This window comes from Hymenobacter piscis (assembly GCF_018760735.1).
Lineage (GTDB): Bacteria > Bacteroidota > Bacteroidia > Cytophagales > Hymenobacteraceae > Hymenobacter > Hymenobacter piscis.
Map to the genome: position 1 here is coordinate 18,347 of NZ_JAHHZN010000031.1, position 14,846 is coordinate 33,192.

Genomic DNA, 14,846 nt, shown 5'->3' on the forward strand with positions numbered 1-14,846 from the left:
TCCCCACTGATTCTGCCCTTACGCTGCTGCATGAAAAAAAGAAGGCCCCGCCGTAACCACGGCGGGGCCTTCTGCATACACCTCTAAGCTCTAAGCTCTAAGCTCTAAGCTCTAAGCTCTAAGCTCTAAGCTCTAGTACGACGGGCCTTTGTCGGTTTCGACCAGCTTTTCTTCGGCGTCGGTGTACTGCTCGATGGGGGTGCAGGAGCAGATCAGGTTCCGGTCGCCGTAGGCCGAGTCGATGCGGGACACGGTGGGCCAGAACTTGTAGCTGCGGGCGTAGTCGGTGGGGTACACGGCCTGCTCGCGCGAGTAAGGACGCTCCCAGTCGTGCACCAGCACGGTGGCGGCGGTGTGCGGGGCGTGCTTGAGCACGTTGTCCTTGGCATCGGCGTGGCCGGCTTCTACCTCCGCAATTTCCTTCCGGATGCTGATCATGGCCTCAATAAAGCGGTCCAGCTCCTCCTTGCTTTCCGACTCGGTCGGCTCAATCATGAGCGTGCCGGCTACCGGGAACGAGACGGTGGGCGCATGGAAGCCGTAGTCCATCAGACGCTTGGCAATGTCCTCCACCTCGATGCCGGCCTTTTTGAAGTGGCGGCATTCCAGAATCATCTCGTGGGCGCAGCGTCCGTTCGAGCCGGTGTAGAGCACGGGGTAGTGCTCTTCCAGGCGGGCCTTGATGTAGTTGGCGTTCAGGATGGCAATGCGCGTGGCCTGCGTCAGCCCTTCGCCGCCCATCATGTTGATGTAGGCGTAAGAAATCGGCAGGATGCTGGCCGAGCCCCAGGGCGCGGAGGTAACCGCGCCGGCCGTGCGGCCGTCAGCGTCTACCAATACGTGGCCCGACAGGTAGGGAGCCAGATCAGCTACTACGCCGATGGGGCCTACGCCGGGTCCGCCGCCGCCGTGCGGGATGCAGAACGTTTTGTGCAGGTTCAGGTGGCACACGTCGGCCCCGATGGTAGCGGGGGAGGTGAGGCCCACCTGGGCGTTCATGTTGGCACCGTCCATGTACACGCGGCCACCGTGCTGGTGAATGGTAGCGCAGATGTCGATGATGGTTTCCTCGTACACGCCGTGCGTGCTCGGGTAGGTCACCATCAGGCAGCTCAGGCGGTCGGCGTACTGCTTGGCCTTGGCCTTGAGGTCGGCCACGTCGATATTGCCTTCCTCGGTGCTTTTCACCACCACCACCGTCATGCCGGCCATGACGGCCGAGGCGGGGTTGGTGCCGTGGGCCGAAGCCGGAATAAGGGCCACGTTGCGGTGCTGGTCGCCGCGGGCATCGTGGTAGCCTTTGATGGCCAGCAGGCCGGCGTACTCGCCCTGGGCGCCCGAGTTGGGCTGCAAGGAAACGGCGTCGAAGCCCGTTACCTCACACAGCCACTTCTCCAGGTCGTGGAAGATTTCGGTGTAGCCGGCCGCCTGCTCGCGCGGGGCGAAGGGGTGGAGCCCCCCGATTTCGGGCCAGGTCACCGGAATCATTTCGGCGGTGGCGTTCAGCTTCATGGTGCACGAGCCGAGCGAAATCATGGAGTGAGCGAGGCTCAAATCTTTGTTTTCGAGCTGCTTCATGTAGCGCAGCATCTCGTGCTCGGAGTGGTGCGAGTTGAAGATGGGGTGCGTGAGGTAGTCGCTCTTGCGGATCAGGTTGTCGGTCCAGGTCACCTCCACCTCGTCGGCCTGGGCTACCTGGCGCACGTCGCGGCCCAGCACTTTGCTGAACACGGCCACGATGTCCTGCACATCCTCCAGTTCGGTGTTCTGGTTGAGCGAGATGCCCACGCGGGCCGTGCCGTCCTGCTCGAAGTAGCGGAAGTTGATGCCCGCCGACTCGGCCTCCGTGCGGATGGCGGTCTGCAGCTCCTTGCTTTCCAGCTGAATATCGAGGGTGTCGAAGTAAAACTCGTTGGTCTGCTCCAAACCCAGGGCGTGCAGCTCGGTATCGAGGGTGCGGGTGAGGGCGTGGATGTTGGAGGCAAACTGGCGGATGCGCTGCGGGCCGTGGTACACGGCGTACATGCCGGCCAGCACGCTCAGCAGCACCTGGGCGGTGCAGATGTTGCTGGTGGCTTTTTCGCGGCGGATGTGCTGCTCGCGGGTTTGCAGGGCCATGCGGTAGGCCTTGTTGCCGGCCGCGTCGATGCTCTGGCCGATGATGCGGCCGGGAATCACGCGCTTGAAGGCGTCTTTGGTGGCCAGGAAACCGGCGTGCGGGCCGCCGTAGCCCATCGGCACGCCGAAGCGCTGGGAGTTACCCACCACGGCGTCGGCACCCATCTCGCCGGGAGGCGTGAGCAGGGTCAAAGACAGCAAATCGGCGGCCACGGTCACGAACAGGTTGTTGTCGTGGGCCTTCGAGATGAAGTCGGTGTAGTCGTACACGGCGCCGTCGGCGGCGGGATACTGCAGGATGGCCCCGAACAGGGTTTCGTCGGTGAGGTCGGCGGTGCGGTGGTCGCCCACCACCAGCTCAATACCGATGGGCGTGGCGCGGGTGCGCAGCACGTCGATGGTCTGGGGCAGTACCTGCTCCGACACGAAGTAGCGGGTGGCGTTTTTCTTCTTGCTCAAGGAGTGGAACATGTGCAGCGTTTCGGCGGCGGCAGTTCCTTCGTCGAGCAGGGAGGCGTTGGCAATTTCCAGGCCCGTGAGGTCAATTATCATCGTCTGATAATTGATGAGAGCTTCGAGGCGGCCCTGGGCAATTTCGGCCTGGTAGGGCGTATAGGCGGTGTACCAGCCCGGGTTTTCCAGAATGTTGCGCTGAATCACGGCCGGCAGCTGGGTGTCGTGGTAGCCCAGGCCGATGTAGTTCTTGAACAGCTTATTCTTGCCGGCAATGCCTTTGAACTTCGCCAAAAAAGCCCGCTCCGTGAGGGCAGCGGGCAGATTCAGCGGCTTCTGGAGGCGGATGGCGGCCGGCACGGTTTCGTCGATGAGCTGGTCAATCGACTCCACGCCGATAACGCGCAGCATCTCGGCTACGGCAGCTTCGTCGGGGCCGTTGTGACGGTCCACGAACACATCGGCGGGCTTGGTCTTCAGCAACATAAAAAGATGGGTGAGGGTGGCAACAAACAGCCCCGGGAAGGAGCCCTGACAAAGGTAGCGCGAAAAGGCGTCACCCTTAAACCGATAAGCGGGCAAATGTTTGCGGGGGCCGGGGCAGTGCGGGCGACGGCCTCTTCAACAATTTTTCTCAGCTTTACTACTCCAACCCTTCCACCCATCCATTCCCACCCATGCGTCCCATCACTATCGGCCTGATTCGCGAAGGCAAAACCCCGCCCGACAAACGCGTGCCCCTCACCCCCAAGAAGTGCGTGGAGGCCCAGGACCAGTTTCCGGGCCTGACGCTGGTGGCCCAGGCCAGCGAGGTGCGCGCCTTCGCCGACCGCGAATACCACGACCTGGGCATCGAAGTGCGCGCCGACGTGGCGGATTGCGACGTGCTCATGGGCGTGAAGGAAGTGCCCGTGGCGGAGCTGCTGCCCAATAAAACCTACTTCTTCTTCTCCCACACCGTGAAAAAGCAGCCCGCCAACCGCGAGCTGCTGCGCCAGGTGCTGGCCCGCAACATCACGCTCATCGATTACGAGCTGCTCACCAATGAGCGCGGGGAGCGGATTGTGGCCTTCGGGCGCTGGGCCGGCATTGTGGGTGCCTACAACGGCCTGCTCACCTACGGCCGCAAGCACCACCTCTACCACCTGAAGCCCGCCTACGAGTGCGTCGACATGGAGGACATGCAGGAAGAGTTTTTCAAGGTGAAGAAGCTGCCGCCCATCAAAATGGTGGTAACGGGCTCGGGCCGGGTGGCCCAGGGCGCGGTGGAGGTGCTCGATCTGATGGGCATCCGGCGGGTGAGCGTCTACGATTACCTCTACCTCGATTTCAACGAACCGGTGTATACTCAGCTGCGCAGCTCCGACTACAACCGCCGCCGCGACGGCCGGGTCTGGGATACGCCCGATTTTCACCGCAACCCCCAGGAATACGAAAGCACGTTCCAGAACTTTCTGCCCGTCACCAACCTGCTCATCGCCTGCGCCTACTGGCACCCGGCCGCCCCGCGCCTGTTTTCGGAGGAAGACACCCGCCGCGCCCACTTTCGCATCGATACCATTGCCGACGTGACCTGCGACATCGACGGCTCCATCCCCACCACCCGGCGCAGCACCACCATCCAGGAGCCCGCCTTCGACTACGACCCCGCCACCGGCCAGCTGGCCCCGCCGTACTCGGCCCCCCACCATCTCACCGTGATGGCCGTGGACAACCTGCCCTGCGAGCTGCCCCGCAATGCTTCCCGCGACTTCGGCCGCCAGCTCATCGCCAACGTGCTGCCCCACCTGCTGGCCGAAAACGGCCCCGACGAGGTTATCCGGCGCGCCACCATTGCCACCAACGGCCAGCTCACCGAGCGCTACCACTACCTGGCCGACTACGTGGCGTAGCTGTCAGTTGTCAGTTGTCAGTTGCCGGAGAGAACGTCATTCCGAGCGCAGCCGAGGAATCTCGCGTGCTGACGTTGTAAGAGTAATTCAACTTCAGCACGCGAGATTCCTCGGCTGCGCTCGGAATGACGTTCTTTTCGGCAACCGGCAACTACACCTTCAGCACGGGGTATTTAGCCTGTACCAGCATGTAGAGGCCGTAGGCCAGCAGGCCCAGGGCCACTACGGCCAGCACAGCGGGGCCCATGGTGGCCAGAAAGTCGAAGGCTTCATCGGTGCTGCCGATGGCGGCGGCGCGGGACTGGCGGCCGGCCTGAATGAAGAAGTAGCCGATAACGCCCAGCACAATGCCGCGGGCGGTGTAGCCTACCTGACCCAGGCGGTAGACCGCGTTCTGCTGCCCGCCCGGAATGTCGCTGCTCTGCACGTGCTCGTGAAACTTGCCGGAGTAGGCTTTGTATATCTGATACAGCCCCACCCCAATGGTCGCAACGCCCACCAGCATGATAATCCACTCGCCGCCGGGCCAGCCCAGCACCCGGGCCGTGAGGGTCTGCCGGGTATCACTGCTGCTGTCGGCCGAGCCGCTGAAGGCCAGCTGGGCCGCATACCAGGCCAGGCTGGCGTACACCAGGCCGCTGGCGGCGTAGCCCACGCGCCGGGCAACGCCCGAGGTGTCGGAACCCTTGCTTTCGGTATCACGCACGGCCTGCACTACCCGCCAGGCAATGTAGGCCAGCAGGCCCAGGGCAATCAGGCCCAGCAGCACGCGGCCACCGGGCAGGTCTTGCAGAGTCTGCACGGCCTGACGTTTGTCGGCCGTCTGACCGCCCTGCTGCCCGGTGGCGGCCAGCAGGGCCAGCAGGCCCATCAGGGCGTATACTATGCCCTTGGCGGCAAAGCCAACGCGGGCCATGGTGCGGATGCCGGAAGACGGCGAGGCGGGTAGCGCCGAATGGAGCGTATCGGTAACGGACATGGGAGAAAGGAAGTGAAGTGGTGGAATCAGCCGCCACCGGGACGGCCGGATTTGCCCTGCTTACGCCCAACCCCCCCCTAAAGGTTGGCCCGGTGCCCGCCCAGCAGGCCCGGCAGCTGGTAAAGCTGTCGGTGGGGCCGCTTGAGGGCAGCATTGCCGGCAATATTGAGGGTGAGCAGGGGCTTGTGGCGGGCTACGGCGTGATGCACCAGCCGCTCCAGGTTGCCGCCCGGCTGCATGTAGGGAATGAACAGCTGGTCGGACACATCGGCCAGCAGCAGGTTGCGGATATCCGCCGTTTCCTGGCTGATGGTCGTCTGCTCGGGCTCGAAGTGGGAAATGAACAGCAGGTGGCCCAGCCGGATGTCGCGCTCGTACTCGAAGGCCACCGACGGCTGAATGCCGCGACCCAGGCCATATATAATGGGCTGCTGCAGATCCTGGCGCAGAAACCGGAACACGGCCTGCTCCAGCCGCGAATGAAACCCCGAGGCCACGCACCGGCCCAGTTGCCGCTGTTCCATGGCCCACACGTAGGTGGCGTGCTCAATGCCGGGCGGATAGTCGCGGGAACAGAAAAAGGCTGTTTTCGGCAGCCGGAGCAGGGCCGTATTGCCCAGGGTGCGTACTTCCTCCAGCTGCGTAATCATAGCTGATGCGTAGGTATAAATTTATAAAATATATCGGATAAGTTACTTAATGCCAGTAGTTTGTTCCGGGCCTGCGGCCGAAGGCCGCCACCGCCGTACGCAAAACCGCCCGGTGCCGGGGGGCAGCGGGCGGTTGAGTAGAGAGCAGCAGGCTGCCGGACCTAGAAGGTACGGTTGAACCAGTTGCGGATATCGTCGATGGTTTCACCGGTCTTCTGCTGAAGCTGGCCGAACCACTCGTCCTGCTTGCCTTCCTGGTAGTCGAGGTCGTCGTCGGTGAGGTTGCCCCACTTCTGCTTGGCCTGGCCTTTGATTTCGTTCCAGTTGCCGCGGGCCCGCAGTTCTTTGCTGTCTTCGATGCCGTTGTTATTAGCGTCCATGTGGTAGGGGGTTAAGGTGGAAAGGTGGGATTTGTACGGTGGGTTTTGCCGGGGAGTTGCCGCCCGCTGGCCGGGCAGCGAAAATTAGTGGCCGACATTCGGTATCATTGGTTTGTGAGCCTGGATCAGCCGCTACCCCAATGGATGACTTAAAAACTACCCTCAATACATTTTCGCCGGATGACCGCAAGGAGTTCCGGCAGTTTATCCAGCGGCAGCGCCGCAAGCAGAAGGGCCGCATGGATGTGCGGCTGTATGACCTGCTCAGTGAGCCCGCAGAGCACGATACGGCCGAGCTGCTCCGCCGCCTCTACCCCGAGGAGCCCAACGCCGTGGCCTACTACGCCCTGCGCAAGCGCCTCATGCGCCACCTCATGGATTTTCTGCTCCTGCGCCAGCACCAGCAGGACCCCACGGCGGCGGCCTCGGTGCGCGGCCTGCTCACGCTGGCCCACTACCTGTTTGAGGTGCGGGTGGGGCGCCTGGCCTGGAGCACCCTGCGCAAGGCCGAAAAGCTGGCCCGCCAGAACGAGCAGTACGAGCTGCTCAACGCCGTATACAACCTCCAGATAACCCACGCCGGCAGTCCGCACGCCGATGAGCTGACCGACATCGTGCGGCGGCGCAACCTCAACAAGCGCGCCGCCGACGAGGAGGAGCGGGCCAATATTGCCGACAGCCTGATCCGCCTGCGCCTGCGCCAGGCCCGGGTGCGGGGCCGGGCCGGCGAGTCGTTCGATGCCATTCTGCAGGAAGTGCTGCGCGAATACGATTTGCAGGAGGCCTTTGCCCGGCGCCCGGCCCTGCTCTACCGGCTCATGTCCATCACCCGGGCCGCCATGCTGGTGCGCCGCGACTACCTCTCGTTCGCGCCCTTCGTGATGCGCTGCTACCACCTGATGGAAAAGCGCCACGGCTTCCAGGCGGCCCACCACGAGGCCCAGGTGGGCCTGCTCTACATGATTGCCCACGCCCTGTACCGCACCCGCCGCTTCGAGGAATCCGTGGCGTACCTGGCCCGGCTCAAAGCCCTGCTCGACGCCGGGCCCCGCCAGCGGGCCGCCGCCATGCGCCCCCGCTACACGTTTCTGCTGGCCGCCAACTACGCCTTCCTCGACCGCAACGCCGACAGCATCCGCCTGCTCGAAGCCACCCTGCAGCAGGCCCTGCCCCCCCGGGAGCTGCTCACCGCCCGCCTTGGTCTGGGCTTTCACTACTTCGCCGAGGGCCAGTACCAGAAGGCCAACCAGGTGCTGCTGGCCATCGGCCGCACCGACCACTGGTGCGAACAGGAAATGGGCGTGGAATGGGTGCTCAACCGCAGCATGGGCGAAATGCTGATCCAGCTCGAACTGGGAAATTCCGACCTGGCCTATAACCGTCTGCGGGCCATTGAGCGGCTGGTGAAGGAACGTTTCGGGCCGGCCGGGGGCGGCTACGCGGCCGTGCTGGGCTTCCTGCAGCTGGTGCGCGACATCCTGGACGATCCGGCCGTAGTACGTACTCCCGATTTCGCGGCCCGCATCACCCAGCTGCCGGCCTTCGTGCCCCTGGAGCAGGAGGATCTGCAGGCCCTGAGCTTCTTTAGCTGGCTCTACGCCAAAGTCCAGGGTCGTCCTTACTACCCCGTGCTGCTGGAGCTGGCCGGCGTTGCGGAGGTGGCCCCGGGCCCGGCGGCGTAAACCGGCCCCCGCCCCAAAACCAAGGCCCGGACTACACTGGGTAGCCCGGGCCTGGCAGGGAGAGAGTAAAAAGCGGCGTACCGCCGGGGTAAGCTTAGTTGTTGCGCGTAGCGGCGTTGATTTCGGCTTTGGCGTCGCCGGCGGCAGCGTCTACCTTGGCTTCGGCCTGGTCGGCGGCGGCTTTGGTTTCAGCGGCGGCTTTATCAGCAGCAGCTTCGGTGTTGTCAGCAGCCTGCTCGGCGGTGTTCTCGATGGCCTGACCGGTGTTTTCCAGCGCGTTGTCGGTGGCGGCAGCGGCGTTTTCAGCAGCGGCTTCGGTGTTGTCGGCAGCGGCTTCGGCGTTCTGCTGGCCTTCCTGGGTGCAGGAGGTAGCGGCGAAAGCAACGGCGGTAGCAACGAACAGGGATTTGAAGAGGGTTTTCATCGCAAAAAAGTCAAAAAGTGGGGAGTGCCCGCACAACCTGTCGGACGAGGCTTAATATCAGCGGCCCGAAGAAGGTAACCCACGCACATGTGGAAATTTTCAACACGGTTGGCTACGTGGCTACCAAGCCTGGTCTTTGGGGAGATTGACGCGCTTGCGCATTTTCTTGTCTAAACGAGTGTCGTGGTACCCTACTGACCGCGACGTTCATGGCGTCAGCAATAACTTGCCAAAACTCTGCCCTGAAAATAGCTTGAGCAGTGTTGCCAGGAAGTTGTCGATACCTTTTTCCACCTGTACTTTAGGGGTAACCAAGTGGCCTTCTCGCAGCCAGGATGCCATTTCCCGGGTGGCAGTCGGAAACTGCGCAATGCTATCAAGCACTACTAGGCCTTCCATACGACCCCGGTTAATGAGAAGCGACAGGTAATTTGCCGGGCCTTTCACCGCACCGGTGGTATTGTACTGCGAAATAGCTCCGCATAGTACAACCCGCCCCCGCAGGGCTAGGCGTTCCAGTGCCCAGTCTAGCAAGTCGCCGCCGGCATTGTCAAAGTACACATCGATACCGCGAGGACAGGCTGTGCGCAGAGCAGCCCGTAGGTAGGGGTCTTTGTAATTGAGGCAGGCATCGAACCCTAGTTTCTGAACGCAATAATCAATTTTTTCCTGATTTCCCACTAGCCCTATCACACGGCAGCCCTTCAGCTTCGCGATACTACCCACCACGCTACCAACGGCCCCCGCCGCTCCGGAGACAACCACCGTTTCGCCGGCCCGAGGCTGTCCGATACCCAATAGCCCGAAGTAGGCCGTCAGTCCCGGCAGACCCAGAGTGGCAAGGTGGGTTTCGAGGGAGGCAAGAGTGGTATCTACTTTAAGCAGATAAGTGCCCGGGTTCGTGGGATCTTGAGCTGAGTCGCCGTCGTGCACTGCAAACTGCTGCACTTTCAGGTCGCCTGTCACGTAGTCGCCTACCGCAAAGGCGGGGTGTCGGGATTCAACTACCTGACCAGCTCCCATGGCCCGAAATACTTCCCCCAGAGCAATAGGCGGGATATAGCTTTTGCTGCTGTTCATCCAGCCACGCATGGCTGGCTCGATGGAAATAAAATGGTTTTTGATCAGAATCTGGCCTTCGACAAGAGGGGGGATATCCACTACATCAAAGGCCAGATTATCAGGATGTGGCAGGCCAACGGGGCGGGAGGCCAGGGTGACACGAGTGTTGGTATAGGTCATAGAAAGGCAAGAGCAGTGATAATTCGCGGGCGTAGCTAATGGTCAGGCTGCCACGGCTTGTGGTACGGGCTGAGCCGAAACCAAGTAGGGCACGTGGGTATAGAGACCAGATGCGGTGTCGCGCACCAAATAATCAGCCGAAAAATGCGCGTAGCGTAGCTCAGAGTCGCGCAGGCCCACCGTATGGTCGGCGGCGGCATGCCATAGTTCCTGAAAAGCAGGATCGCCCAGTACGGTAGCCAGACGCGTGGTCTGCACGGTGGCGAAGTGCTCAGGGCGTAACAGGCAATTTTTAACGTGCCCGGTTTCGCTCACGCACACTTTCCGATTGTAGTAAGGGTTGTAGCGCAGGGCCTCTGTAAAATACTCGCTGCTGACTACGTAGCGGTTCCGGGGTTTGGTAGTACGTACATCAGTGCGAACGAACGCCAGGTTATGGGGATGGGCACTACCAACTCGGTTGTAGGGGGCACTGTGCACCAAGATGTGCTGAATTTTGCCGCACTGCTGGTAGAGTTCCGCTAACTGCTGTTCACTGGGGCCAGCAGCTGAGTAAGCTAGCACTACGTTTACCGACAAAAAGCCCGTTGTTTGGAGCTGTTGGAAAAACGGCAACACATCTTCCCAGCAGTGGCTGCCCAGGTTCAACTGCAACTCCAGGTGTCGGCAATGCAGGGCATCAAGCTGAGACAGCACATCCTCCAGATCGTAATCCCTGAAAGCGTAGCTGACCACTGCGTTCTGGATATGGTGCGGAGAGTGCCACTGCAGATCCAGAGCAGGAAAACAGGCGGGTGAACTGACGAAAAAGCCCAACTCCCGATCCAGCAAAAACTGCATGTATTGCCCGAATAAGGCCTCATTCCGGGACGCAAATATGCGTTGGGTTTCGCGCCAAGGATACTGTTTCAGATGAGTCAGAATGCTGTGCAGAATGCTCGGAATTGGAATAATGGTCTGCCGCTGCAAGTCGTAGATAGCACTGCGGGTAGCTCCCCGCACCACCAGATTGTGCGCGTATAAGCAAAAGTAAGGTTTAGTGCTCATCAGGGGAAGGGGCTAAATAGTCCTGCATCACGAGGTGAGATACCGGCTTGCCGGGTCCCACACTCTGGTAGGATTTGGACTGATGACGGATACTTTGGCTGAGCCGCTGATCCGGATAATTTTCCCGGAACGTAAGCGGATCAACCCGCACCATGAACCGATATCCGATGGGCAAAACGGCTAATACTTCCTCCGTGAATACCGCACCTGTGCCGATAACTCTCATGCTGGTTGCTGGTTAATGAGCCACTCCGCAATTTCCTTTTCGAGGGCATAGTGGCAAAACGCTGACTCGGCCAGATACTGTCCCGCTGGGTTTACTTCAAGAAATACGTACTCATCGGCCGGCGTTTTGAGCAGGTCGATGGAACCGGTATTCAGGCCCATCGTCCGCATAAGCTGGGTGAGCTGCTGCTCCGTAGCTACTGGCAGCTGGTAGGGAACATAGTGGGCGCGGGCGGAGGTGCTATCCAGCTTTTTATCGACCTGTCGTTCAGTGCCATCCAGAAGCAGCGCAGTCGAAAAGAAACGCCCATCCAGATAAAATACCCGGATTTCAATCTCCACTTCTACTTTCTCCTGAAACAGGGAGGGAAAGAAGCGCGGTGGCAGAGTGGCCAGGTGCGCTTCATTGATGCTGGTGGTCAATACGACGGCAGTTGCATCAGGGAGAGCGTAGCTGCCGCGTACATCAGCAATAGGTTTAGTGATAAGCTGTCCCTCGAGCTGGTGATAAAAAGCCGTCAGATCGGAGTGGTTGTTGAGAATGCGTGTGTGGGGCACCCGCAGGCCGCAACGGCTGGCCACGTCCAGCACTTCCAGCTTATTGACTGTGCTCTTATGAAAGGACGTCAGCCAGACCTTGTCTTGGAACAGCAACTCCAGATAGTCTACCAAGTCCCGGATTTCCGTCCTGATTTCGAAGTTCAATTGCTCCTGGTGCGCATTGGCCGGCAGCGTGAGCTTGTTGGCAGCCCCCATGAAGCGGCGGTGCCAGATGGTAGTCACGGAATCACGGATGCTGTGGCCGTTGATGACCACATCCCGGTTTTTAACGTCAATGTAATAATCAACACGGCTGGCAATCAGGTCGTGTAAGGATACCTTCAGGAACGGAACCTGATAGTGCAGCAGCCAACTGAGTACAGGGTCCGTGCCCTGCTCGTAGGAATCATAGCCCAGGACTAGAATCATGGCGCATCCTCCCGGTTAATTTTGCGCAGAATCTGCTTGCCCAGCAGTTCCTGAAGCAGTGGAGCATTAATACGGACGGCGGCCGATGCTACGGGCTCGGGCGTTGCCATCAGGTGACGCAGGTAGCCCAGCAGGTTGCGGGAGATGGTAAAGGCATCCTGGGTATGACGGTCGAAAAGGTAGGCATGCTTGCGGGCCGCAAAGAGCTCGTAACGGGCCTCATTGAACGTGTAGTGCGTGGGATCCGCATCCAGAGTGTCGGGCGTGGCGGGGTGTTCCGAGCGCAGATCCACATAATTATGAATCATGCGCCAGTAGAGCCACTGTTCGGGGCGGGTTGCCAGGTATTGTTCCAACTGGCCGTAGCAGGTCTGAAGCGTTTGCTGCACGTAGGTGGCGCGGGGCACCGACCGGTCGGGCCGGATTGGGGATCCGAAATTCACCCGTACCTGCTCCGGCCCAGGACGGTAGGAAATAATGGGCAGAATCGGTACGCCGGTGGCATAGGCCAAGCTGGCAATGCCCTTTTTGGCCAGCAGCGTGTGGCCCATCAGGCTAACGCGAGCATAAGAGGCACTATCTTCTTCGCTGATGGCTTCCGGATTACCATCAATAAATACCAGCAGGCTTTTTCCGGCCTGTAACGTGCTGTGCATTTCCAGCAGAATGCTTGGCGAATCGGCGTGCAGTACGTGGAGCGGATCTTCGGCGGCCGTGTGGTGGAGCATGTCGGAGGTAACGCCCTCCTTCAGGGCCAGTACGGCAAAGTCGAAACCGTAGTGACGAAGCAGCGCCCCCACCATTTGGTAAGAGCCGAAATGGAAAGTACAGAAGATGAAGGGTTGCCGCGGTTGCTGCTCCAGGAAGGCGGTATCACCTTCCACTACGGCCTGGCTCAGCAACAGGTCCCGGGCCATGCGGTGCTCCAGTTGCGCGCTCAGCTGAATGTTGTACTGCGCATCCAGAAAGAAGTCGAGGTCGTTGGCCGGGTGCGCGGGAAAAAACCGCCGCTTCGTGGCCCGGTAGCGCATGAACTCGGTCATCTGCCGAATATCTTCCTCTAGAGTTGCCCCTAGTTGAGCAACTGATTGCCGCAACTCCGTAGTGGCCTGGCGGTACTCTTCGATAGTAGTAATCATAACAATAGGAGCGTGAGAAAGTGGGAAAGGTGTTGCGCGGCTGGGACTGCTAATCAGGAGGCTACAGCTACGGGCTCCAGACCCGCAGCGGGGGGGCTCCAGCCCAGGCGGGCGCTGGCTCGCAGGGCCAACGGTTTCAGTGTCCGATAGGCCAGCACCAGAAATAGAATGCAGAACAGCATCATCTTGGCCAAATAGAGACCGTACTCTAGTGGTGGCTCGTTAGCAAACTGTCCTTCGTGGTAGAGGCGCTGCACAGTTTCACGAAAGCTGTGGTAGAAGCTGGAATAGCCCAGGTAGGAAAGCCACGACATCAAACTTAGGCGGCCGATAGTATAGGCCAGCAGCAGCAGTTCGCCGGTTTGGCTGAGGCCCGGGTTCCGGAACGCAATCTGGCCCTTGCTGCGCAGGTAGTCCCAGCATTTACGGGGGTAGCTCTGGGCAGCAGCCGACAGATTGGGTACACCAAAGTAGTCGCTGCAGACCCAGTAGCCATCATTGCGGAAAAATGGATTCAGCGAATACAGCGCCAGGGTTGCGTTCGTCAGGAAAAACGAGATAATCAGGTATGTGGCGGACGTGTTCCAGTGCAGGCTGATGAGGTAGGCTACCGAGAGCAGGATATTAATCAGCAACTGAAAGTAGATGCCGGCCAGATTTACCAGAATGCGTTTGCGTTTATCCAGCAGCCACACTTTACTGACATCAGTGTAGAGGACGGGGAGCACGAGGTAGAAGCCAAACCCGACTTCCTTAGGCGCAATACCGAAGCGGGCGGCAGTGGCCGCATGCCCCAACTCGTGAAACAACCCCACTAGGGCAAAAAATATGTAGGAGCCTGCAATGACGGCAAGGCCGTGAGCAGGCGACAATTCAGAGGAAAGAAGATGGCTTCGGTGCAGCTTCAGTAGCAGCAGGCTGGTTGCCAGTAGCGAAAGGATGAGCAGGCTGATTACTACTTGCCGACGCAGCAGAAATTGCAAAGCCCGCGTCATAACCGCCAAAAGGGGCTCTTTGAAAAGTACTACTTGTCCGTAAACGTATGACTGTGGGGCAGACGCTTGGGGGGCGGCCGCATCGGCAATTTTATTGAGGGTATCAGTAACTATCTGGTCAAATTTTTCCCGTGACAGTACCAACTTATATTCGGCTGCTATGGCTTCCTGAATGTCGATAAACGACTTGCCGTTCTGTAGGTGTTGAACTATACTGAACAGTACCGCCCCGATATAGTATAACTTATCATTACACTCCAGGGCAAACGTATCAGCCGATACCTGCACCACCTTTAGCGAGCTCAGGCGCGCCTCGTCGATATGTTCCATGCTACTGTTGGTTAAGTAATCGTTGTGGGGTAACACTATTCCACGAGCCTGCCGAAAAGAATAGGGGGAAGTGAGGAGAGAGAGTACTCAGTCTGGTGTCGGGCGTAGCTATAATTTCCCCGCTCGGTAGTATCATTCTCTCACCACTCCCCCTATTGGTTTCTGGCCTCGGCAGTAACTGCGGAGAGTTAGGTGCGCTTAGGCGGCGCTGTCGAGGCAGCAGCTGATAACAGGACCGGCGGCGGCAGCCTGCACCATCTCGAGGCGTTCTTCGAGTTCAAGAACGAACAGTCCGTTGGTGAGCTCCTGCTCCTGCTGGTC

General features: G+C 60.0%; 12 protein-coding genes. 2 read left to right on the plus strand and 10 right to left on the minus strand.

Annotated elements, in window-relative coordinates:
• Positions 1 to 132: 132 nt before the first annotated feature.
• Positions 133 to 3,057 (minus strand): aminomethyl-transferring glycine dehydrogenase, encoded by a 2,925-nt coding sequence (gene gcvP, locus KLP40_RS19980; protein ID WP_215595605.1) that lies wholly within the window; start codon positions 3,055 to 3,057, stop codon positions 133 to 135.
• A 191-nt stretch (positions 3,058 to 3,248) separates the two neighbouring features.
• On the opposite strand from gcvP, the gene KLP40_RS19985 reads away from it, so the two are divergent.
• Positions 3,249 to 4,463: an NAD(P)-dependent oxidoreductase gene (locus KLP40_RS19985; protein ID WP_215595606.1), complete on the plus strand. Its 1,215-nt coding sequence runs from the start codon at positions 3,249 to 3,251 to the stop codon at positions 4,461 to 4,463.
• Positions 4,464 to 4,614: 151 nt separating this feature from the next.
• On the opposite strand, the gene KLP40_RS19990 is transcribed toward KLP40_RS19985, so the two are convergent.
• The 3 genes from KLP40_RS19990 to KLP40_RS20000 form a co-directional block, all read right to left on the minus strand.
• The gene (locus KLP40_RS19990) at positions 4,615 to 5,442 is read right to left on the minus strand and encodes a DUF1206 domain-containing protein (RefSeq protein WP_215595607.1); all 828 of its coding nucleotides are present in this window, start codon (positions 5,440 to 5,442) and stop codon (positions 4,615 to 4,617) included.
• A gap of 77 nt (positions 5,443 to 5,519) precedes the next feature.
• On the minus strand, positions 5,520 to 6,092 hold the full coding sequence (locus tag KLP40_RS19995) for a hypothetical protein (protein WP_215595608.1): 573 nt from the start codon (positions 6,090 to 6,092) through the stop codon (positions 5,520 to 5,522).
• Between the two features lie 161 nt (positions 6,093 to 6,253).
• Entirely contained in the window at positions 6,254 to 6,472 is a 219-nt protein-coding gene (locus KLP40_RS20000; RefSeq protein ID WP_215595609.1) for a CsbD family protein, read from the minus strand.
• Between the two features lie 140 nt (positions 6,473 to 6,612).
• On the opposite strand from KLP40_RS20000, the gene KLP40_RS20005 reads away from it, so the two are divergent.
• Positions 6,613 to 8,154 (plus strand): hypothetical protein, encoded by a 1,542-nt coding sequence (locus tag KLP40_RS20005; RefSeq protein WP_215595610.1) that lies wholly within the window; start codon positions 6,613 to 6,615, stop codon positions 8,152 to 8,154.
• A gap of 94 nt (positions 8,155 to 8,248) precedes the next feature.
• Here KLP40_RS20005 and KLP40_RS20010 read toward each other — a convergent pair whose 3' ends face one another.
• From KLP40_RS20010 to KLP40_RS20035, 6 genes are all read right to left on the minus strand, one after another.
• The gene (locus KLP40_RS20010; RefSeq protein ID WP_215595611.1) at positions 8,249 to 8,578 is read right to left on the minus strand and encodes a hypothetical protein; all 330 of its coding nucleotides are present in this window, start codon (positions 8,576 to 8,578) and stop codon (positions 8,249 to 8,251) included.
• A gap of 207 nt (positions 8,579 to 8,785) precedes the next feature.
• A complete protein-coding gene (locus KLP40_RS20015; protein ID WP_215595612.1) occupies positions 8,786 to 9,820 on the minus strand; it encodes an NADP-dependent oxidoreductase in 1,035 nt (344 codons plus the stop codon).
• 42 nt (positions 9,821 to 9,862) lie between these two features.
• Positions 9,863 to 10,867 (minus strand): hypothetical protein, encoded by a 1,005-nt coding sequence (locus KLP40_RS20020; RefSeq protein ID WP_215595613.1) that lies wholly within the window; start codon positions 10,865 to 10,867, stop codon positions 9,863 to 9,865.
• Positions 10,868 to 11,089: 222 nt separating this feature from the next.
• On the minus strand, positions 11,090 to 12,061 hold the full coding sequence (locus KLP40_RS20025; protein ID WP_215595614.1) for an ATP-grasp domain-containing protein: 972 nt from the start codon (positions 12,059 to 12,061) through the stop codon (positions 11,090 to 11,092).
• The gene (locus tag KLP40_RS20030) at positions 12,058 to 13,200 is read right to left on the minus strand and encodes a lysophospholipid acyltransferase family protein (protein WP_215595615.1); all 1,143 of its coding nucleotides are present in this window, start codon (positions 13,198 to 13,200) and stop codon (positions 12,058 to 12,060) included. Before KLP40_RS20030 ends, KLP40_RS20025 begins: the two co-directional genes overlap by 4 nt.
• Before the next feature lie 53 nt (positions 13,201 to 13,253).
• Positions 13,254 to 14,525 carry a zinc metalloprotease gene (locus KLP40_RS20035; protein ID WP_215595616.1) on the minus strand — a complete coding sequence of 424 codons (1,272 nt, stop codon included), beginning with the start codon at positions 14,523 to 14,525 and terminating at the stop codon, positions 13,254 to 13,256.
• Positions 14,526 to 14,846 lie beyond the last annotated feature (321 nt).